This is a genomic window from Streptomyces sp. P13-3-3 (assembly GCF_050571355.1).
Taxonomy (GTDB): domain Bacteria; phylum Actinomycetota; class Actinomycetes; order Streptomycetales; family Streptomycetaceae; genus Streptomyces; species Streptomyces althioticus.
Genome location: NZ_CP192228.1, coordinates 865,497 through 882,771, shown reverse-complemented (window position 1 = coordinate 882,771; position 17,275 = coordinate 865,497). Strand labels below are relative to the sequence as shown.

13 protein-coding genes and 1 other RNA gene are annotated in these 17,275 nt (G+C 73.6%); 3 read left to right on the top strand and 11 right to left on the bottom strand.

Annotation, left to right across the window (positions count from 1 at the left end):
* Positions 1-1,008: a LacI family DNA-binding transcriptional regulator gene (locus ACQZOG_RS04025; protein WP_430741282.1), complete on the top strand. Its 1,008-nt coding sequence runs from the start codon at positions 1-3 to the stop codon at positions 1,006-1,008.
* A gap of 5 nt (positions 1,009-1,013) precedes the next feature.
* Here ACQZOG_RS04025 and ACQZOG_RS04020 read toward each other — a convergent pair whose 3' ends face one another.
* The 6 genes from ACQZOG_RS04020 to ftsE all read right to left on the bottom strand — a co-directional run bounded on the left by ACQZOG_RS04020 (position 1,014) and on the right by ftsE (position 6,082).
* Positions 1,014-1,994 (bottom strand): extracellular catalytic domain type 1 short-chain-length polyhydroxyalkanoate depolymerase, encoded by a 981-nt coding sequence (locus tag ACQZOG_RS04020; protein ID WP_430741281.1) that lies wholly within the window; start codon positions 1,992-1,994, stop codon positions 1,014-1,016.
* Positions 1,995-2,152: 158 nt separating this feature from the next.
* Positions 2,153-2,557, bottom strand: a transfer-messenger RNA (tmRNA) gene (ssrA, locus tag ACQZOG_RS04015).
* Between the two features lie 119 nt (positions 2,558-2,676).
* On the bottom strand, positions 2,677-3,156 hold the full coding sequence (gene smpB / locus ACQZOG_RS04010) for an SsrA-binding protein SmpB (protein ID WP_033277536.1): 480 nt from the start codon (positions 3,154-3,156) through the stop codon (positions 2,677-2,679).
* 61 nt (positions 3,157-3,217) lie between these two features.
* Positions 3,218-4,378 carry a S41 family peptidase gene (locus ACQZOG_RS04005; RefSeq protein ID WP_193455357.1) on the bottom strand — a complete coding sequence of 387 codons (1,161 nt, stop codon included), beginning with the start codon at positions 4,376-4,378 and terminating at the stop codon, positions 3,218-3,220.
* Between the two features lie 67 nt (positions 4,379-4,445).
* Complete coding sequence (gene ftsX, locus ACQZOG_RS04000) at positions 4,446-5,363, bottom strand: permease-like cell division protein FtsX (RefSeq protein WP_033277538.1); 918 nt, start codon at positions 5,361-5,363, stop codon at positions 4,446-4,448.
* A 29-nt stretch (positions 5,364-5,392) separates the two neighbouring features.
* Positions 5,393-6,082, bottom strand: coding sequence for a cell division ATP-binding protein FtsE (gene ftsE / locus ACQZOG_RS03995; protein WP_006132401.1), 690 nt, complete (start codon positions 6,080-6,082; stop codon positions 5,393-5,395).
* A 334-nt stretch (positions 6,083-6,416) separates the two neighbouring features.
* Here ftsE and ACQZOG_RS03990 point away from each other — a divergent pair, with 334 nt between their 5' ends.
* On the top strand, positions 6,417-6,608 hold the full coding sequence (locus ACQZOG_RS03990; protein WP_019525816.1) for a hypothetical protein: 192 nt from the start codon (positions 6,417-6,419) through the stop codon (positions 6,606-6,608).
* Positions 6,609-6,723: 115 nt separating this feature from the next.
* Here ACQZOG_RS03990 and ACQZOG_RS03985 read toward each other — a convergent pair whose 3' ends face one another.
* From ACQZOG_RS03985 to ACQZOG_RS03965, 5 genes are all read right to left on the bottom strand, one after another.
* Positions 6,724-7,347: an LPXTG cell wall anchor domain-containing protein gene (locus ACQZOG_RS03985; RefSeq protein WP_430741280.1), complete on the bottom strand. Its 624-nt coding sequence runs from the start codon at positions 7,345-7,347 to the stop codon at positions 6,724-6,726.
* A gap of 307 nt (positions 7,348-7,654) precedes the next feature.
* Positions 7,655-8,761 (bottom strand): peptide chain release factor 2, encoded by a 1,107-nt coding sequence (gene prfB, locus ACQZOG_RS03980; protein ID WP_033277540.1) that lies wholly within the window; start codon positions 8,759-8,761, stop codon positions 7,655-7,657.
* A 219-nt stretch (positions 8,762-8,980) separates the two neighbouring features.
* Positions 8,981-9,937 carry an IS481 family transposase gene (locus ACQZOG_RS03975; protein WP_037638751.1) on the bottom strand — a complete coding sequence of 319 codons (957 nt, stop codon included), beginning with the start codon at positions 9,935-9,937 and terminating at the stop codon, positions 8,981-8,983.
* 108 nt (positions 9,938-10,045) lie between these two features.
* Complete coding sequence (locus tag ACQZOG_RS03970) at positions 10,046-11,284, bottom strand: serine/threonine-protein kinase (RefSeq protein WP_359578221.1); 1,239 nt, start codon at positions 11,282-11,284, stop codon at positions 10,046-10,048.
* Between the two features lie 109 nt (positions 11,285-11,393).
* The gene (locus ACQZOG_RS03965) at positions 11,394-13,046 is read right to left on the bottom strand and encodes a serine/threonine-protein kinase (protein WP_033277542.1); all 1,653 of its coding nucleotides are present in this window, start codon (positions 13,044-13,046) and stop codon (positions 11,394-11,396) included.
* A 508-nt stretch (positions 13,047-13,554) separates the two neighbouring features.
* On the opposite strand from ACQZOG_RS03965, the gene ACQZOG_RS03960 reads away from it, so the two are divergent.
* Positions 13,555-16,983, top strand: a complete 3,429-nt coding sequence (locus ACQZOG_RS03960) for an FHA domain-containing protein (protein WP_399607526.1) — start codon at positions 13,555-13,557, stop codon at positions 16,981-16,983.
* Positions 16,984-17,275 lie beyond the last annotated feature (292 nt).

Below are 17,275 nucleotides of genomic sequence, written 5' to 3'. Positions count from 1 at the left end.
ATGGCGAAGATCACGGATGTGGCCCGGCGCGCCGGCGTCTCCCCCAGTACGGTCTCGTACGCGCTGAGCGGCAAGCGGCCGATCTCCGACGCGACCCGGCGCCGGGTGCAGGCCGCGGTGCGCGAGCTGGGCTACCGCACGGACGGCGGCGGGCGGTCCCGCTCCGGCGCCCGGGCGAAGGTGCTCGCGCTGGCGGTGCCGATGCGGCCCGGCATCCATGTGCCGGTGGTGACCCAGTTCGCGGTGTCGGTGGTCACCGCCGCCCGCGCCCGCGACCACGACGTGCTGCTGCTCACCCAGGGCGAGGGCGACGAGGGCATCGGGCGGGTCACGGACACGGGACTGGCGGACGGCGTGATCGTGACGGACGTGCAGCTGCAGGACCCCCGGCTGCCGCTGCTGCGCTCCTGTTCCTTACCGTCCGTGCTGATCGGGGTGCCCGCCGAGGCCGACGGCCTGACCTGTGTCGACCTGGACTTCCGGGCGGCCGGGGAGCTGTGCGTGGACCATCTGGCGGGGCTCGGGCACCGCGCCGTGGCGCTGGTCGGCTCGCCGCCGGAGGTGTACGTGCGGCGCACGGCGTTCGCCCGGCGGCTGGTCGAGGGCTTCACCGCGGCCGCCGACCGGCACGGGCTCGCCTCGGCCGTGCTGCCGTGCGGCACCGGCCGGGACGCCGCCCGCGCGGTGGTGGAGCGGCTGCTGCGCGACCTGCCCGCGCTGACCGCGGTGGTGGTGCACAACGAGCCGCTCGTCGACCCGCTGATCGAGGCGTTCGATGAGCTGGGGATGCGGGTCCCCGGCGATCTGTCGCTGACCGCCGTCTGCCCGGCCCCGGTCGCCGCGTCGGCCCGCGTCCCGGTCACCTCGGTCGCCGTGCCGGCCGCCGAGCTGGGCGCCCGCGCGGTGCACCTGCTGGTACGGAAGCTGTCCGGGGCTCCCGTACCGGGCACCACCCTGCTGCCGCCCCGGCTGACGGAACGGTCGAGCACGGCGCCGCGCGGGCGCTGACACACTCAGCCGAGCTGCCAGGCCTTGCCCAGCCGGTACGCGGCGCACAGGTTCACGTCCAGGAAGTACGTGCCGGCCGCCCCGCACTGCGCGTCCCCGCTCCCGGGGTCGACGGGCTGGCCGTGCCCCATCCCGGTGAGGCTGTACGTCTCCACGACCGCGTTCCCGGCGGGGCCGTGGTAGACGCGGTGCGGGTGTCCGGCGACGGTGTCGCTGACGTCGGCGGTGCGGTCGGCACCGTGCACGTTCGTCCACTGGTCCACCAGGGCGGTCATGTTGGCCGGCCTCACCGTGTAGTCGGCCGTGCCCTGGAACACGGTCAGCGCGGGCCACGGCCCGGTGTACCCGGGCCGCGCGGCCCGCACCCGGTCGCCCCACTGGGCGGGCGTCTGGGTGGCCCCGACGAACATGCACACGTACGCCGTCCCGGCGGCCTGCGCGCAGCCGTAGGGCAGTCCGGCGACGATGCCGCCCGCGGCGAACTTCTCCGGGTAGGCGGCCATCATCACGGCGGTCATCCCGCCGCCCGCGGACAGCCCCGTGACGTACACGCGGGACGGGTCGCCGGAGACGTCGGCGAGCTGGCGGTCGACCATCTGCGCGACCGAGGCGGCCTCGCCCTGGCCGCGTTTCGTGTCGGCGGACTCGAACCAGTTGAAACACTGGCTGAGGTTGTTGCCGCTCTGCTGCTGCGGCAGGACGACGGAGAAGCCCCAGCGGTCGGCGAGCGTGGTCCAGCCGGTGCCGGAGGCGTACCCGGCGGCGTTCTGGGTGCAGCCGTGCAGGGCGACGACCACGGGACGGCCCGCGGGCAGCCCGTCGGGGACGTAGCGGTACATCTTCAGGGCGCCGGGGTTGCTGCCGAAGCCGGTGACCTCCTGGAGCGAGGCGGCGGAGGCGGGCGCGGGGGCGAGCAGGACGGAGAGGAGGGCGGCCAGGAGGGCCGTCAGCACGGTGGGGCGCAGTGCGGCTCTGGTCTGTGTCATGGAGAGCGAAGGTAGAAGCGTGAACCACCCACCGATATGGGTGCGGCCCCCACATCGCGGGGGTGCGCCCATGTGGCCGCGCATGACAGCCACGTATGGCAGCCGCGCATGACAGAGGCCCCGCCGCTCGCGCGACGGGGCCTCTGCCCACATGGGGTAAGTGGAGATGGCGGGAATCGAACCCGCGTCCAACGGTGCGGAACCAGGGCTTCTCCGTGTGCAGTCGGCTGTGCTTTTCTCGGCCCCGGAGATCACGCCGACAAGTCTCCGACGGGCCCAGTCACTGTGTGATTTCCCTTTTCACCCCGTGACCGGGATCAAGGTTTAGTTCCCTGAATGATGCCAGGAACCGGGTCGGGAACATCCCCGGGCTGACACTCCCTTTAAGTAGGGGAGCCGCTGCTCGCTACCTGAAGATCAGGCAGCGAGGGCGAGCTCGCCCTGGGAGAGGGATCGCTTGGAATTGGCGATTATTTTTTTCGGCCTGTGGTTTACGAGATCATGGCCGCTTCCTCGACACGCTTCCCCTGCTTCGACAGCCGCTGTCGAAACCGATCATCCCCATGTTGTGTTGTCAAACCCTCCCGGAGGAGGTGACCCGCACCCTCTGTGAGGTGCGAAGCCATCGTACGTGACCAACGCGGGTCGATGCCAGCCTATTCCCGCGAGGTCCCGGGGGACCTCAGGCCCGCTGCTTCCTGCGCACCGCGGAGATCGCCCGCTCGGTCTCCCGCCGGTCCTGCTTCTCGCGCAGCGTCTGCCGCTTGTCGTACTCCTTCTTGCCCTTGGCCAGCGCGATCTCGACCTTCGCCCGACCGTCCTTGAAGTACAGGGCGAGCGGCACGATGGTGTGGCCGGTCTCCTGGGACTTGGCCTCCAGCTTGTCGATCTCCTCGCGGTGCAGCAGCAGCTTCCGCTTGCGCCGGGCACTGTGGTTGGTCCAGGTGCCCTGGCTGTACTCGGGGACGTGCACGTTGTGCAGCCACGCCTCGTTGCCGTCGAGCTGGACGAAGCCGTCCGCCAGCGACGCCCGGCCCTGGCGCAGCGACTTCACCTCGGTGCCCGTGAGCACCAGACCCGCCTCGTAGGTGTCGATGATGAGGTAGTCGTGGCGCGCCTTCTTGTTCTGCGCGATCAGCTTGCGCCCTTTTTCCTTAGCCATAGTGCCGCCCATTTTGGCACTACACCGGGGGTGTGCGGTAAGCCGTTTACGGGGAAGGCGGCTAGCGGCCGAGTCCGCCGACGACCGTCTCCGCGCGCTCCAGCGCCTGCCCGCCGGCCTCCAGGTCGGGGGTGATGCCGTGGCCGTCGACGCCCCGGCCGGAGGGGGTGCGGTAGTGGCCGACGGTCAGTTCGGCGACGGAGCCGTCGGGCAGCTCGGTCGGCATCTGCACCGAGCCCTTGCCGAAGGTGCGGGAGCCCACGACGACCGCCCGTCCGCGGTCCTGGAGGGCGCCGGTGAGGAGTTCGGCCGCGCTCATCGTCCCCGCGTCGACCAGCGCGACCAGGGGTCTCTTCGTGTCGCCGCCGGGCTCGGCGTGCAGGGCGCGCTGCTCGCCTGCGACGTCGTAGGTGGCGACCAGGCCGCCGTCGAGGAAGGCGGAGGCCGCGGTGACCGCCTCGGCGACCAGGCCGCCGGGGTTCCCCCGCAGGTCGAGGACGATGCCGGACTCCTTCGGCGCCTGGCGCACGGCGGCGCCCACCCGCTCGCCGGAGCCCTTGGTGAAGGCGGACACCTGGACGACCGTGACTCCGGAGGCCAGGGAGCGGACGGTGACCGGCTCGCGGGAGAGCCGGGCGCGCCGGACGGTCTCGCTCCACGAGCGCGAGCCGCGCTCGAGGCCCAGCCGCACGGTGCTTCCGGCGGCCTTGCCCGCCCTGTCGCCGCGCAGTAACGAGACGACCTCGGTGACGGGCCGCCCGTCGACCTTCTTCCCGTCGACGCTGCGCAGCCGGTCGCCCGGGCGGATGCCCGCCTCGTCGGCGGGCGTGCCGTCGCCGACCCTGCTCACCTCGATGCGCCCGTCCCGCTCGCGGGCCCACAGGCCGACGCCGGTGTAGGCGCCGTCGAGGGTGGCCTCGAACTCCTCGTACTCGCCGCGCGAGTAGACGGCCCCCCAGCGGTCGCCGCTGCGGCTGACCGCGCGCTCCGCGGCCTCCAGCGGGGACGCGCCGTGGGCGGCGGCCTCCTCGGCGGCCCGGGCGACCTCGGCGTGGTGGCCGACGGGAGCGGCCTGCGCGGCGCCGTCCGCGGCGTCCCCGCGGTCGGTGCCGGGAAGGCTGCCCGTGGCCGCGCCGGCGACGAGCACGCTCGCGAACACCAAGGTCAGGGCGGCGCCGCGGCGGACGCTGCGGGGCCGACAGAACGGGTCACGACCTGACATGCCGGTGAGTCTAGGACAACGCGAAGGGGCGCACGGCCCGTTGGCCGCGCGCCCCTGTTGGCAAGAGTCACACCTTCAGATACTTGCGCAGCGCGAAGAACGCGGCCAACGCCGGCATCAGCAGACTTGTCGCGAGGATGAGCGGAAGCTTCGTCAGGACGGCGTCCCAGCCGATGAAGTTGATCAGGCTCAGCTTCTCCGACAGGGCGAGTCCGTGGTCGATGATGAAGTACCGCGCCAGGATCAGGAAGCCGCACGCGAGGCCGCCGCCGATGAGTCCGGCGACCGCGGCCTCCATGATGAACGGCGCCTGGATGTAGAAGCCGGAGGCGCCCACCAGACGCATGATCCCGGTCTCGCGCCGTCGGCTGAACGCGGACACCCGGACGGTGTTCACGATCAGCATGAGGGCGACGACCAGCATCAGTGCCATCATGGCGAGGGCAGCGATGTTCATGCCCTCCAGCAGGCCGAAGAGGTTGTCCAGCAGGCCCTTCTGGTCCTGTACGGACTGCACCCCGTCGCGCCCGTCGAAGGCGGTCGCGATGACCTGGTACTTCTCCGGGTCCTTCAGCTTGATGCGGTACGACTCCTGCATCTGGTCCGGGGTCAGGGAGCTGGCCAGCGGCGAGTCGCCGAACTGCTCCTTGTAGTGCTTGTACGCCTCGTCCTGCGACTCGTAGGACACCGTGTCGACGACCGACATCTTCTCCAGGTCGGCCTTGATCTGGCTCTTCTGGTCGTCGGTCACCGCGCCCTTGGCGCAGTTGGGGTCGGACTCGGCGTCACTCTTGTTGCACAGGAAGATGGAGACGTTGACCTTGTCGTACCAGTAGCCCTTCATCGTGCTCACCTGGTCGCTCATCAGGAGCGACCCGCCGAACAGGGCGAGCGACAGGGCGACGGAGACGACGACCGCGAAGGTCATCGTCAGGTTGCGGCGGAGACCGACGCCGATCTCCGACAGGACGAACTGGGCGCGCATGGCGTCTGATCAAGCCTTTCCGTGGAGCGTCAGTGCTGGTAGCCGTAGACGCCGCGTGCCTGGTCGCGCACGAGGCGGCCCTTCTCCAGCTCGATGACGCGCTTGCGCATCTGGTCCACGATGTTCTGGTCGTGCGTCGCCATCACCACGGTGGTGCCCGTCCGGTTGATCCGGTCGAGCAGCTTCATGATGCCGACGGAGGTCTGCGGGTCGAGGTTGCCGGTGGGCTCGTCGCAGATGAGCAGCTTGGGCCGGTTGACGAAGGCCCGCGCGATGGCGACGCGCTGCTGCTCACCGCCGGAGAGCTCGCCCGGCATCCGGTCCTCCTTGCCGCCGAGCCCGACCAGGTCGAGCACCTGCGGCACGGACTTGCGGATCTCACCGCGCGACTTGCCGATGACCTCCTGCGCGAAGGCGACGTTCTCGGCGACCGTCTTGTTCGGCAGCAGGCGGAAGTCCTGGAACACGGTCCCCAGCTGCCGCCGGATCTGCGGCACCTTCCAGTTGGAGACGCGGGCGAGATCCTTGCCGAGGACGTGCACCTGCCCGTGGCTGGCCCGCTCCTCGCGCAGGACGAGCCGCAGGAAGGTGGACTTACCGGAGCCGGAGGACCCGACGAGGAACACGAACTCGCCCTTCTCGACCTCCAGGGAGACGTCCCGGAGGGCTGGGCGGGTCTGCTTGGGGTAGACCTTGGACACGTTGTCGAATCGGATCACGGATGCACCACGGGTAGCCGGGGGTAGATGAGCGTGACCTTACGCGACCCGGGGAGCCGAGCGCAGTCACCGGAGGGGGTTGTGGAAGAGATGCGCCCTTTTGTTCCGGTGCCGGACGAGGGCAGCATCCCCAGGGGGGCGGGGCTGTGACAGGTGCGGCTCCGCCGCGTGGGCGCGAGCGACCGCAACGGCGCCGCAGCCGCGCATCCTCCTGAACCACCCTCTCCGTGAGCGACCCGGCGCAGCTTCCGCGGGAACCTGGCAGAGTGGAAGGGGAACGTTCACGCGGTGGTGGGCGTTGAACCCCAGGAATCGGCGCGAGGAGGGCGAGCGCATGACGTACGACCGGCTGGTGTGCGCGAACTGCGCCGCGCCCGTGAGCGAGGGCCGGTGCCCCGTGTGCCGTGCGAACCGCGAGCGGATGCAGCAGGAGAACTTCTTCGCGGGGCTGACCCCGATGACCCTGATCGTCCTGCTGGCGGTTCTGGTGGCGGCGGTGGCGCTGCTCGCCCACCAGACCGTCTGACCAGGACGGCCAGAAGCCCCACACGTCCCACAGACACGGCGAGGGCCCGGAGCGCGGCGGCGCTCCGGGCCCTTGCGTCATGTCGTGCGTACGGTGCGTACGCGCGCGGCCACCGTCAGGCGGCGGCGCCGCCGCGGCCGGACATCAGGCGCGGGAGCACCCGGAAGCCGATACCGCCGGCGATCATCGTGGCGGCGCCGATCACCAGGAAGGTGGTCTCGGCGGCACCGGTCTCGGCCAGCTCCTTGCCGTTGCCCTGCGCCGAGGCCGCCGGGGCCTCCTCGCCGGTGTCGGTCAGGGAGGAGGAGCCCTCCTCCTGCGGGGAGGCGCCGCCGTCCGGGTCGAGGCCGCCGCCGGGGGCGGACTCGGAGGGCGCCTCGGTGGGCTCCTCGGTCGGGTCCTCGGTGGGCTCTTCCGGGGTGGAGGGCTCCTCGGTGGGCTCCTCCGGGATGGTGGGCTCCTCCGGGGTGGACGGCTCTTCGCTGGGCTCCTCCGGGCAGTCCGGGCTCGTGCCGATGCCGCAGCCCGGGTCCGTCTCGTCGTCGTCGCCAGGCTCGTCGCCCGGGTCCTCGTCGCCGGCGCTCAGGCTGACGCCCAGGCCGAGGCCCGCGTCGTTCGCCTCGGCGCTCACGCCGATCTCGAGGGCGGAGGCGGCGCCGGCCGCCGTGAGCGAGGCGCCGGCCGCTATCACGGCACCGGCCGCGATACGAGCGACACGGATCCGCGTCTTCTTGGTCATGTGGTTGCTACCCCCAGTAGCTCATCGTCAGTGAGGCGGCGCCCGGGGCCGTGATCAACGGAGGTAACTGTGGTGAAACGCCCCCCGGTTCACATGCGCCCCAGAAATGCGCATGCCACGCGCCACCCTTCCCACTTTCCAAAAGAACGTCAAGGGCGTTGCGTACGCGATGTCCGGCTCCGCACGCTTTGCCGGACAGGGAAGCTGTGAGTGTGATGTAAATCCCGGACATCCCCGACACGACAAGGCAACTGCCGCTGCGATAGCGGCAGTTGCCTTGTCGACAAATCGGTGTGCGGGCGGGGCCTTACTTCTCCTGCTGCTTGCGCCAGCGAATTCCGGCCTCGAGGAACCCGTCGATCTCGCCGTTGAACACGGCCTCCGGGTTGCCCACCTCGAACTCCGTACGCAGGTCCTTGACCATCTGGTACGGGTGCAGCACGTACGAACGCATCTGGTTGCCCCAGGAGTTGCCGCCGTCGCCCTTGAGGGCGTCCATCTTGGCCTGTTCCTCCTGGCGGCGCCGCTCCAGGAGCTTGGCCTGGAGGACGTTCATGGCGGTGGCCTTGTTCTGGATCTGCGAGCGCTCGTTCTGGCAGGAGACCACGATGCCGGTGGGGAGGTGGGTCAGGCGCACCGCCGAGTCGGTGGTGTTGACGCCCTGTCCGCCGGGCCCGGAGGACCGGTACACGTCCACCCGCAGCTCGGACTCGTCGATCTCGATGTGGTCGGTCTGCTCGACCACGGGGAGCACCTCGACGCCCGCGAAGGACGTCTGGCGGCGGCCCTGGTTGTCGAACGGCGAGATGCGCACCAGGCGGTGCGTGCCCTGCTCGACGGAGAGGGTGCCGTAGGCGTACGGCGCCTGCACGGAGAAGGTGGTCGACTTGATGCCGGCCTCTTCCGCGTACGAGGTCTCGATCAGCTCCGTCTTGTAGCCGCGCTGCTCGGCCCAGCGCAGGTACATGCGCTGGAGCTTCTCGGCGAAGTCGGCGGCGTCCACGCCGCCCGCCTCCGCGCGGATGTTGACCAGCGCCTCACGGGAGTCGTACTCGCCGCTGAGGAGGGTGCGGACCTCCATCTCGTCCAGCGCCTTCTTGACCGACGTGAGCTCCGACTCGGCCTCCTCGCGGGTGTCCGGGTCGTCCTCCTCCTCGGCCATCTCGAAGAGCACGGCGAGATCGTCGATCCGCGAGCGCAGGGCCTCGGCCTTCCTCACCTCCGCCTGGAGGTGGGACAGCTTGCTGGTGATCTTCTGCGCCTCGTCCGGGTTGTCCCAGAGGGACGGCGCGGCCGCCTGCTCCTCGAGCACGGCGATGTCTGCCCTCATCTTGTCGAGGTCCAGGACGGCCTCGATCGACTCCATGGTCGAGGAGAGGGACTTGAGCTCTTCGGATACGTCGACGACTGCCACGCCCTCCAGCGTAACGGCTTCCCGCCGTGGGCCATGCCGGGCGGGGGCGCCCGGCTCCCTCCCCTTTACCGGGGGGCTGCGCCCCCGGGCCCCCTTTTGCGCAGTTCCCCGCGCCCCTGAGGGGGTGGGTCACCCCGCGGGCCGGGGAGGTGCCCTGCGCTGCTCCACCGCCCCTGGGGGCTACGCCCCCAGACCCCCCTCGCGCAGTTCCCCGCGCCCCTAGGTGTGCTGACCGGGCAGGTTGGTGACGCGGCTGGCTGGTGGGTGGCCGCCGATGCCGGTGTGGGGGCGGTGGTAGTTGTACCAGTGCAGCCAGTCGGTGAACGCTTCCCTGCGCTCGTGGTCTGAGGTGTAGGGCCGCTGGTAGGCCCATTCGTCGAGCAGGGTGCGGTGGAAGCGTTCGACCTTGCCGTTGGTCTGGGGCCGCCAAGGCCTGGTCCAGCGGGGGCTGATGCCCAGGTCGCGGCAGGTGTCACGCCAGGTGTTCTTGCTGTAGGCCCAGGCGTTGTCGGTCAGGACCCGCTCGATGCGGATGCCCAGCGATGCGAAGTAGGCCGTGGCCCGGACGAGGAAAGCTGCGCAGGTCGGGGCGGTCTCGTCGGGCAGGTCCTCGGTGTAGGCGATCCGGCTGTGGTCGTCGAGGGCGGTATGCAGGTAGGCCCAGCCGGCGCCGTTGGTCCGGCTGCGGTGGCCGTCGGCCCGGCCGAGGGTCTTGTGGCCGCCGCCGTCGGGGATCCTGCCGAGCTTCTTGACGTCGATGTGGACCAGTTCGCCGGGTCGGGCGCGTTCGTAGCGGCGGACGGGTTCGCCGGTGGCCCGGTCCAGGGCCCTCAGAGGCGGCTGGCCGTGCCGCTGGAGGATGCGGTGGGCGGTGGAGGCCGCGATGTGGCACCGGACGGCCAGCCGCAGCGGGCCGATGCGGTGTTCGCGCCGGAGCCGGAGGACTTCCGTCTCGGTCTCGGCCGGCGTCCTGCGGGGCTGGTGGTGGGGCCGGCTGGAGCGGTCGTTCATTCCGGCGACGCCGAGCTGGCGGTAGCGGGTGGCCCAGCGGGCGGCGGTGGTGTGGCTGACCTGGAAACGCTCGGCAGCCCGGCGCAGCGGCCAGCCGTCGTCGACGACACAGCGGGCCAGGCGAAGACGCCCGGTCTCGGTCAGCGGGGCATTACGGTGGGGCACGAGGGCCTCCTCGGAGCGGTGCAGATGTCGCAATCCACACCGAACCCGGAGGCCCTCACCCGTTCAAGAACCCAGCACGCGTGTCACCAACGTCCCCGGACAACACACCTAGGGGGTGGCCGGGGCCGAGTTTTCCATGTCCGGGGGTGGGGGTGGGGTGTCGTCCGTCGTGGCCAGCCAGGTGCCTACGCCTGCTGCCGCGAGGAGGGTCGCCGTCACTGCCAGGGTGAGGCGGCGGCGGCGCGTCACCGCCCGGTTGCGGGCCGAGCCCGGGCGGGGGGCGCCCGCCGCCCGGGGCGCGCGGGCCGTGCCCCGGGCCCCGCCGGCCAGCTCGTCCGGCGCGGGGACCCGCATCGACGTGTGCGTGTCGCGGTTGGAGTCGGACGGCCTGGCGCCCGGTACCAGCGGGACCGCGCCGCGGCGGCGCACCGGCTGTCCTGCGGCGGGGGCCGCGCCGGACAGCTCCTCGGCGGCCTCCTCGGCCTCGTCGGGGTCCGGCTCGTCCACGTCCAGCGGCGGCATCCCGGCCAGCAGCGGCAGCAGCTCCCGCAGCCGGGCGGCCAGCTCGGAGGCGCGCAGACGCGAGGCGGGGGCCTTGGCCAGGCACTGCACCAGCAGCTGCCACAGCTCGTCCGGGATGCCGGGCAGCGGCACCACCGTCTCGGTGACGTGCCGGCGCAGCACCGCCCCCGGGTGGCCGCCGCCGAACGGGGTGAAGCCCGCGAGCAGCTCGTAGAGGACCGTGGCGAGGGCGTAGATGTCGACGGCGGCGCGCGGCGGCAGGCCCTCGACGATCTCGGGGGCCAGATAGTCCGGCGTGCCGATGATCTTGGAGGCGCGGGTGCGGCGCGGGGTGTCGATGAGTTTCGCCACGCCGAAGTCGGTCAGCAGGGCGCGGTGCGAGCCGCCGGGGCCGAGCGGGCCCTGCATGTCCAGCAGGACGTTCTCCGGCTTGACGTCGCGGTGGACGACCCCGGCCGCGTGCGCCGCGGCCAGGCCGTCGGCGACGTCCGCGGCGATCGCCACCGCGGCCTCCGGGGCGAGCCGGCGCTCCCGGTCCAGCCGGGTGCGCAGGTCGGTGCCCCGGACCAGGTCCATGACCAGCGCGAGGTCGTTGCCGTCGACGACCAGGTCCCGCACGGACACCACGTGCGGATGCTCCAGACCCAGCAGCGCCGTCCGCTCCTGCACGAAGCGGCCGACGAGCTCCTGGTCCGAGGAGAGATCCTCACGCAGCAGCTTGATGGCGACGGGCCCCTCGGGGCCCTCGCCCAGCCACACCGTGCCGGCGCTGCCCCGCCCGAGGATCTGATGGGCGGTGTACCGGCTGCCGATTCTCCGTGCCAAGACTGCTCCTACCGACGCGTGTTGTCGCCAAAGCTACGCGTCCGGACAGGTGACCTTCACCGGAGACCCGGAAATCGGCCCCCAGATGTCGACAAATCGGCAGACGAACCTAGTTCGTCGGGTCCGACGGGCCGCCCAGGTCCTCGATCCAGCCCGTGATCGAGCCGAACCAGTCGCTGAGCTGGTCCCAGTAGCCCTTGCCCGTGCCGATCCAGTCCTGGAGCGGGCTCAGCTCCCAGATCAGCCAGCTCGCCACGAACAGGATGAGCAGCGTGAACAGGCACCCCTTGAGACAGCCCAGGCCGGGGATGCGCATCGGGTTGGCGCTGCGCTGGCGGGGCTGGCGCGGCTCCCGGGCGGGGCGCTGCGGCTCCGGCGGGGGCGCGTACCGCTGCGGCGGCTGGGGCGCCTGCCGGCGCTGGCGCTCCGGCGGCGGGGCGTACTGCTGCGGCGGGGGCTGCTGCGGGTAGCCGTACCCGGGGCCGGGCTGCGGCTGCTGCTGGGGGTGGCGCTGCGGGGGCTGCTGCGGCGGCCGGGCCACCTGCCGCTGGGGGCGGCGGCGCAGCGGGTCCTGGCTGGGGTCGAGGTACTGCACCTGGGTCTGCTCGTTGCGGTCGCGGGCCGCGCGGAGCTGGTTCTGCCAGGGGTGCGGGTCCTCGGGGCCGCCCGCGGGCTGCCCCGGCGGCACCGGGGGCATCACGGCCGTCGGGTCGGCCGCGCCGGACGGGCCGGTCTGCGGCAGGACGCTGGTCGCGGCGTTGGGGTCGTAGGCGCCGTTCGGGTTCTGCGGCAGCACCTGCGTGGGGTCGGAGGCGCCGGGCGCGGACGGCTCGCCGGGGACCTGCGCCGGGGCGGGGTCGGGGGCGAGGAGCGCGCCGACGTTCTCCGCGGCGGCGATCTGCGCCGAGTTCGCGTGCACGCCGATGCCCTCGGCGACGACCCGCAGACCGCGCGCGAGGTTCTCGGCGCCGGGCCGCTCGTCGGGGTTCTTGCGCAGGCAGCGCTCGATGACCGTCCACAGCGGGTCGGGCACGGTGGACGGGCGGCGCGGCTCGGCGCTCAGGTGCTGGTGCAGCACCTCGAGGGCGGACGCGCCGGAGAACGGCGGGCGGCCGGTGACCAGCTCGTAGAGCAGGATGCCGGCGCCGTAGATGTCGACGGCGGAGGTCTGCGGGCGGCCCTCGGCGGACTCCGGCGCGATGTACGCGGGCGTGCCGACGAACTCGTGGGTGCGGGTCAGGCCCGGGGAGTCGGCGAGGCGCGCGATGCCGAAGTCGGTGAGCATCGGGTGCAGCTCGTCGCCCTGCTGCTTGAGCAGGACGTTGGCGGGCTTGAGGTCGCGGTGGACCACGCCGTCGGCGTGGCTGGCCCCGAGCGCGTCGGCGATCTGCGCGGTCAGCAGGGCCGCGGCGACGGGGGTGAGGGGGCCGTTCTCGCGCAGGTAGCGGTGCAGGTCGGGACCGTCGATGAGGTCCATGACCAGCGCCAGCAGCTCACCCTCGACCACCAGGTCGCGGACCCGGACGATGTTGGGGTGGGTGAGCCGCAGCAGGACCGAGCGCTCCCGCAGGAAGCGCATCACGATGTCGGCGTCGCTCGCCAGCTCTTCCTTGAGGACCTTGATCGCCACGGTCTCGCCGGGCTGGCCCGGCACGGCCGCCTCGGCGCCCGCGGTCTCCCGCTGGCGTGCGCGCCAGACGGTGCCCGTGGCGCCGCGTCCGAGCGGCTCCTCGAGCAGGTACTTGCTCCCTACCGGCCGCACGTCATGCGCTCCCTGCTGCTTGCTGGCTGGCGTACACCGTGGTCCACCCTGCTGCGGAATGTTCCGACCCACTGTAGTGCCGCCGCACGGGATACCGGCCGGCCGACTTCTGCGTCGTCCTGTGCTGGGTCTTACGCACCGGTTCCCGTTCCTGTTCGACGGTTTCGACGGTTCCGCTGAATTCTCCGCGGATTCCGCGCGTGCGGAGTCTGCCGGAAAGACGCCCGACTCTGTCCGTTGGTTGCCGCGGGCCGGACGTGACCGATCTCAAGTCGGCCCCGAGTGATCATCCAGGCGTCACTGGTCAGGCATTTTTACGGGCAGAGCCGACCAATCAAGATCATTTGATGCCCGGAGGCGGGCGCGCTGTCGGTGACAGGTGCGAGGATGCGGGCAGTACTGGCCGTACGTGCGCGTGTGGCGGTGGGGGAAGTCCGCGGAGGGGGACCGCGGGACCGCTTCGTCCCCCGTGTCGCGGGCGCTCGCGCAGAAGGGACCGCTGACGGCGATGCAGATCCGGCTGACCGTCGTAGACCCGCTGGGCCCCTCCTCCCCCGTCCGGGAGCGGGCCATGAGCTGCGACGTGCTGGTCACGGCGCCCGCGGGCACGGCTCTCGCCGCGGTCGCCTCCGCGCTCGCCTCGGCGGTCTCCGGCGGCGACGGCTCCTCCGGCTCCTCGGGCGCGCCCGTGCTGTACGCCGGTGACCAGCGCCTCGACGCCCAGCGCTGCACGCTGGGCGAGCCCCCGCTGATCGACGGTGCGGTGCTGGCGGTGGGCGCGCCGGGCGAGCCCGAGCCGCATCCCGAGCTGGACGCCGCCCCCACCCGGCTGCACGTGGTCGCCGGGCCCGACGCGGGCGGGGTGCATCTGCTGCACGGCGGGGAGATCCGCATAGGCCGCTCCGCCGACGCCGACGTGCCCCTCGACGATCCGGACGTCTCCCGGCTGCACTGCGCGGTGACGGTCGGCGCGGACGGCCGTGTCTCCGTCGCCGACCTCGGCTCCACCAACGGCACCACGCTGGACGGCCGCGCCGTCGGCGCCCGCCCGGTGCGGCTCACCCCGGGCGCGCTGCTGCGCATCGGCGAGTCCGCCCTGCGGCTGACCCCGGCGGAGGGGCCGTCCGCCCGCACGGCGACCACCCCGGACGGGGAGGGACACGTCCGGGTGCCGGGGCCGCGTACGGCCGGGGCGGAGCGCGACACGGGAGGAGCACCCGGTCCGGCAGACCTCGGGGGCGCCCCCGAGGGACCGCGCGCCCCGACCCACCACGCCCACGGCTCCGCGGACTGGGCCACGCCCGCCCGCGCCGCGGCCCCTCCGTCGGGGCCGGTCTCCCATGTGCCGGAGCAGAGCGGCCCCCCGGAGGCCGAGCGGCGCGACGGCGGGAGCCAGGCGCAGCGCACCGTGCGGATCGCCACCCGGGGGGACGTGCCCCGGATGCCCCAGGGGCGGCGGGTCTCCCGTCCCGTCCCGGCCGGGGAGACGCACGCGGGCCGGGGACAGGCGAACGGCCTGTACGCCGGCCCCGCGCACGCCCCGACGCGGGACGAGGCGCCCACCGCGCACCCCGGACACCCCGCCGGGTCGCACCCCGCCGGACCGCCGCCCGCCGGCCCCACCGGGCGGACCACCGGCGACGCCCGCGACGGGCGGTACGCCGACGCGACCGCCGCGCAGACCGCCGACGCCCCCGACGGCACCCGCAAGGGCACCCCCGTCCGGGGCACCGACGCCCCCGAGCCGCCGCGGGCGCGCAGGCGGGGCGGGATCGGCGCCTGGGCGCGGCGGCTCACCGGCGGGCGTACCGAGCGGGACGCCGACGCGGCCTTCGACGACGACCCGCCCCGGGGAGCCGGGTACGCCCCGGCACCCGCCGTCCCCGCGCAGCCCGAGAGCTGGCCGGACCCGGCCACGCTGCTGCTCACCGCGCTCGGCCCCGGCCCCCGGCTGTGGGAGCGCGGGCCCGACCACCCCGAGGCGCTCGCGGTGCGGCTCGGCACGGCCGACCGGCCCGCGCCGGACGGCTCCGGGCTGCTGCCCGTCGTCCCCGCGACCGTGGGGCTGCGCGAGGTCGGCGCGCTGGGGCTCGCCGGACCGCGCGAGCGGCTCTCCGGGCTGGCCCGCGCGGCGCTCGCCCAGCTCGCCGCGCTGCACTCCCCCGACACGCTGGAGATCGTCCTGATCGCCGCGGACCCCTCCCGTCCCTCGGAGGAGCGCACCGCCGAGTGGTCCTGGCTGGGCTGGCTGCCGCATCTGCGGCCCGGGCACGGCCAGGACTGCCGGCTGCTCCTCGCCCACGACCGGGAGCAGGCCGCGGCCCGCGCCGACGAGCTGCTGCGCCGTCTCGCCGACCACGACCTCGCGGGCGCCCCGGCCGACGCCGGGCCGTTCACGGTGGTCGTGGTGGACGGCGACCCCGGCGGCGCCGACGTGCGGGACGCCCTGGCGCGGCTGGCGGTGGAGGGGCCGCGCGCCGGTGTCCATCTGCTGTGCCTCGCCGAGACGCCCGCCGCCTCGCCCGCGTCCCCGTTGACGGAGACGTACGAGGCGGCCTGCGCGGTGGCGCCCGCCTTCCGTGACTGCGGGGCGGTCGCGCTGCTCAGCGGCGACGTGGCGACCGCGCTCCGGCTGCTGCGGGTGGCGAGGACCGGCGACGGCTCCCCGCCCGGCCCGGTCGGGCACGGCACCCTCGCCACCGTGGACGCGGTGTCCGCGGCCTGGGCCGAGCGGTTCGCGCGGGCGCTCGCGCCGCTGCGGCCCGACGGCCCCGCGGCCGGACCGCACCCCCGCGTGTCGGCGCCGCTGCCTCCGTCGGCGCGGCTGCTCGACGAACTGGGCCTGGCCCGGGCCACCCCGGCGTCGCTGATGGCCCGCTGGGCCGACGCGGCCGACGACACCGGTGCGCTCGGCGGGCGCGCCGCCGCCGTCCTCGGGGCCGGCCCGCGCGGACCGGTCACCGCCGACCTCGCCGCCGACGGACCCCACCTGCTGGTCGAGGGCCCGTCCGGCAGCGGCCGTACGGAGCTGCTGCGCGCGGTCGTCGCCTCGCTGGCCGCGGCCGAGCGGCCCGACCGGCTGGGCATCGTCCTGGTCGACGGGCGCGGCGGCCCGGTCGCCGGGTCCGGGGCCGGCGAGGGCCTGCTGGTGTGCACGGACGTGCCGCACGTCTCCACCCATCTGAGCGCCGACGACCCGGTGCGGATGCGGGAGTTCGCGCAGTCGCTGAGCGCCGAGCTGAAGCGGCGGGCGGAGCTGCTGGGGCGTTCGGACTTCGCCGAGTGGCACACCGGCCGGGAGCTGGCGGACCGGATGGTCGCCCAGCGCACGGCGGCGAGCGGCGACCTGGACAGCCCGCCCAGCGCGACCGTGCGGCTGCGGCCGGGCGCGGACCGGCGCAAGACTCAGGCCGCGCCGGCGCTGCCCCGGCTGGTGGTGGTCGTGGACGACCTCGACCAGCTGGTCTCCCCCGCGCTCGGCGCGCCCGGCCGGCCGGCCGCGGGGTCGGTGATGCGGGCGCTGGAGGCGGTGGCGCGGGACGGTGAGCGGCTCGGTGTGCATCTGGTCGCGGCGACCGCGCCGTGTCCGCGGACGGCGCAGACCGAGCCGGTGAAGCAGGCGTCGCTGCGGGTGGCGCTGGACGCGCCGGTCGTGGGGCGGGGTCCTGACGATCCCGCGCCGGGGCGGGGGCGGCTGGTCCGTGCGGACGGGCGGGGGACGGAGTTCCAGGGCGGGCGGGTGACGGGGCGGATTCCGCGGACCGCGACGCTGCGGCCGACGGTGGTGCCGCTGGAGTGGCACCGGATGGGGGATCCGCCGGCGCGGCGGCAGGTACGCGAGCTGGGGAACGGGCCCACGGACCTCGCGCTCCTCGCCAGCGCCCTGGACCGAGCAGCCCGCCAGGTCGCGTCCCCGCGGGTCCCGTCACTCCTGTAACCGGCTGCCCTCCCAGGGGCGCGGGGAACTGCGCGACCAGCCACGAACCACCCGCACCTGGGCGGCAGCCGGCCGCAGCGGCGGTGGGCGCTTCCAGCGGCCGCGGCAGAAGCACCCTTAAGGGGCGCGGGGAACTGCGCGACCAGCCACGAACCACCCGCACCCGACGCCGACAAGGTGCGCGGCACAGCACCCAAGGCACCGAACCCCGCTCACGGCGCCAGCCAGGCCCCGCCTGCGCCCACCCGTGCCGCCCCAAGCGGCACGACTGCCCGCAGCTGGAACGCCCCCC

What these genes read in the sequence shown, in the direction of transcription:
- ACQZOG_RS04025 (WP_430741282.1), top strand. Translation starts at nt 1, where the DNA reads ATGGCGAAGATCACGGATGTGGCCCGGCGCGCCGGCGTCTCCCCCAGT.
- ACQZOG_RS04020 (WP_430741281.1), bottom strand. Translation starts at nt 1,994, where the DNA reads ATGACACAGACCAGAGCCGCACTGCGCCCCACCGTGCTGACGGCCCTC.
- smpB (WP_033277536.1), bottom strand. Translation starts at nt 3,156, where the DNA reads ATGGCTAAGGAAAAAGGGCGCAAGCTGATCGCGCAGAACAAGAAGGCG.
- ACQZOG_RS04005 (WP_193455357.1), bottom strand. Translation starts at nt 4,378, where the DNA reads ATGTCAGGTCGTGACCCGTTCTGTCGGCCCCGCAGCGTCCGCCGCGGC.
- ftsX (WP_033277538.1), bottom strand. Translation starts at nt 5,363, where the DNA reads ATGCGCGCCCAGTTCGTCCTGTCGGAGATCGGCGTCGGTCTCCGCCGC.
- ACQZOG_RS03990 (WP_019525816.1), top strand. Translation starts at nt 6,417, where the DNA reads ATGACGTACGACCGGCTGGTGTGCGCGAACTGCGCCGCGCCCGTGAGC.
- ACQZOG_RS03985 (WP_430741280.1), bottom strand. Translation starts at nt 7,347, where the DNA reads ATGACCAAGAAGACGCGGATCCGTGTCGCTCGTATCGCGGCCGGTGCC.
- ACQZOG_RS03960 (WP_399607526.1), top strand. Translation starts at nt 13,555, where the DNA reads ATGCAGATCCGGCTGACCGTCGTAGACCCGCTGGGCCCCTCCTCCCCC.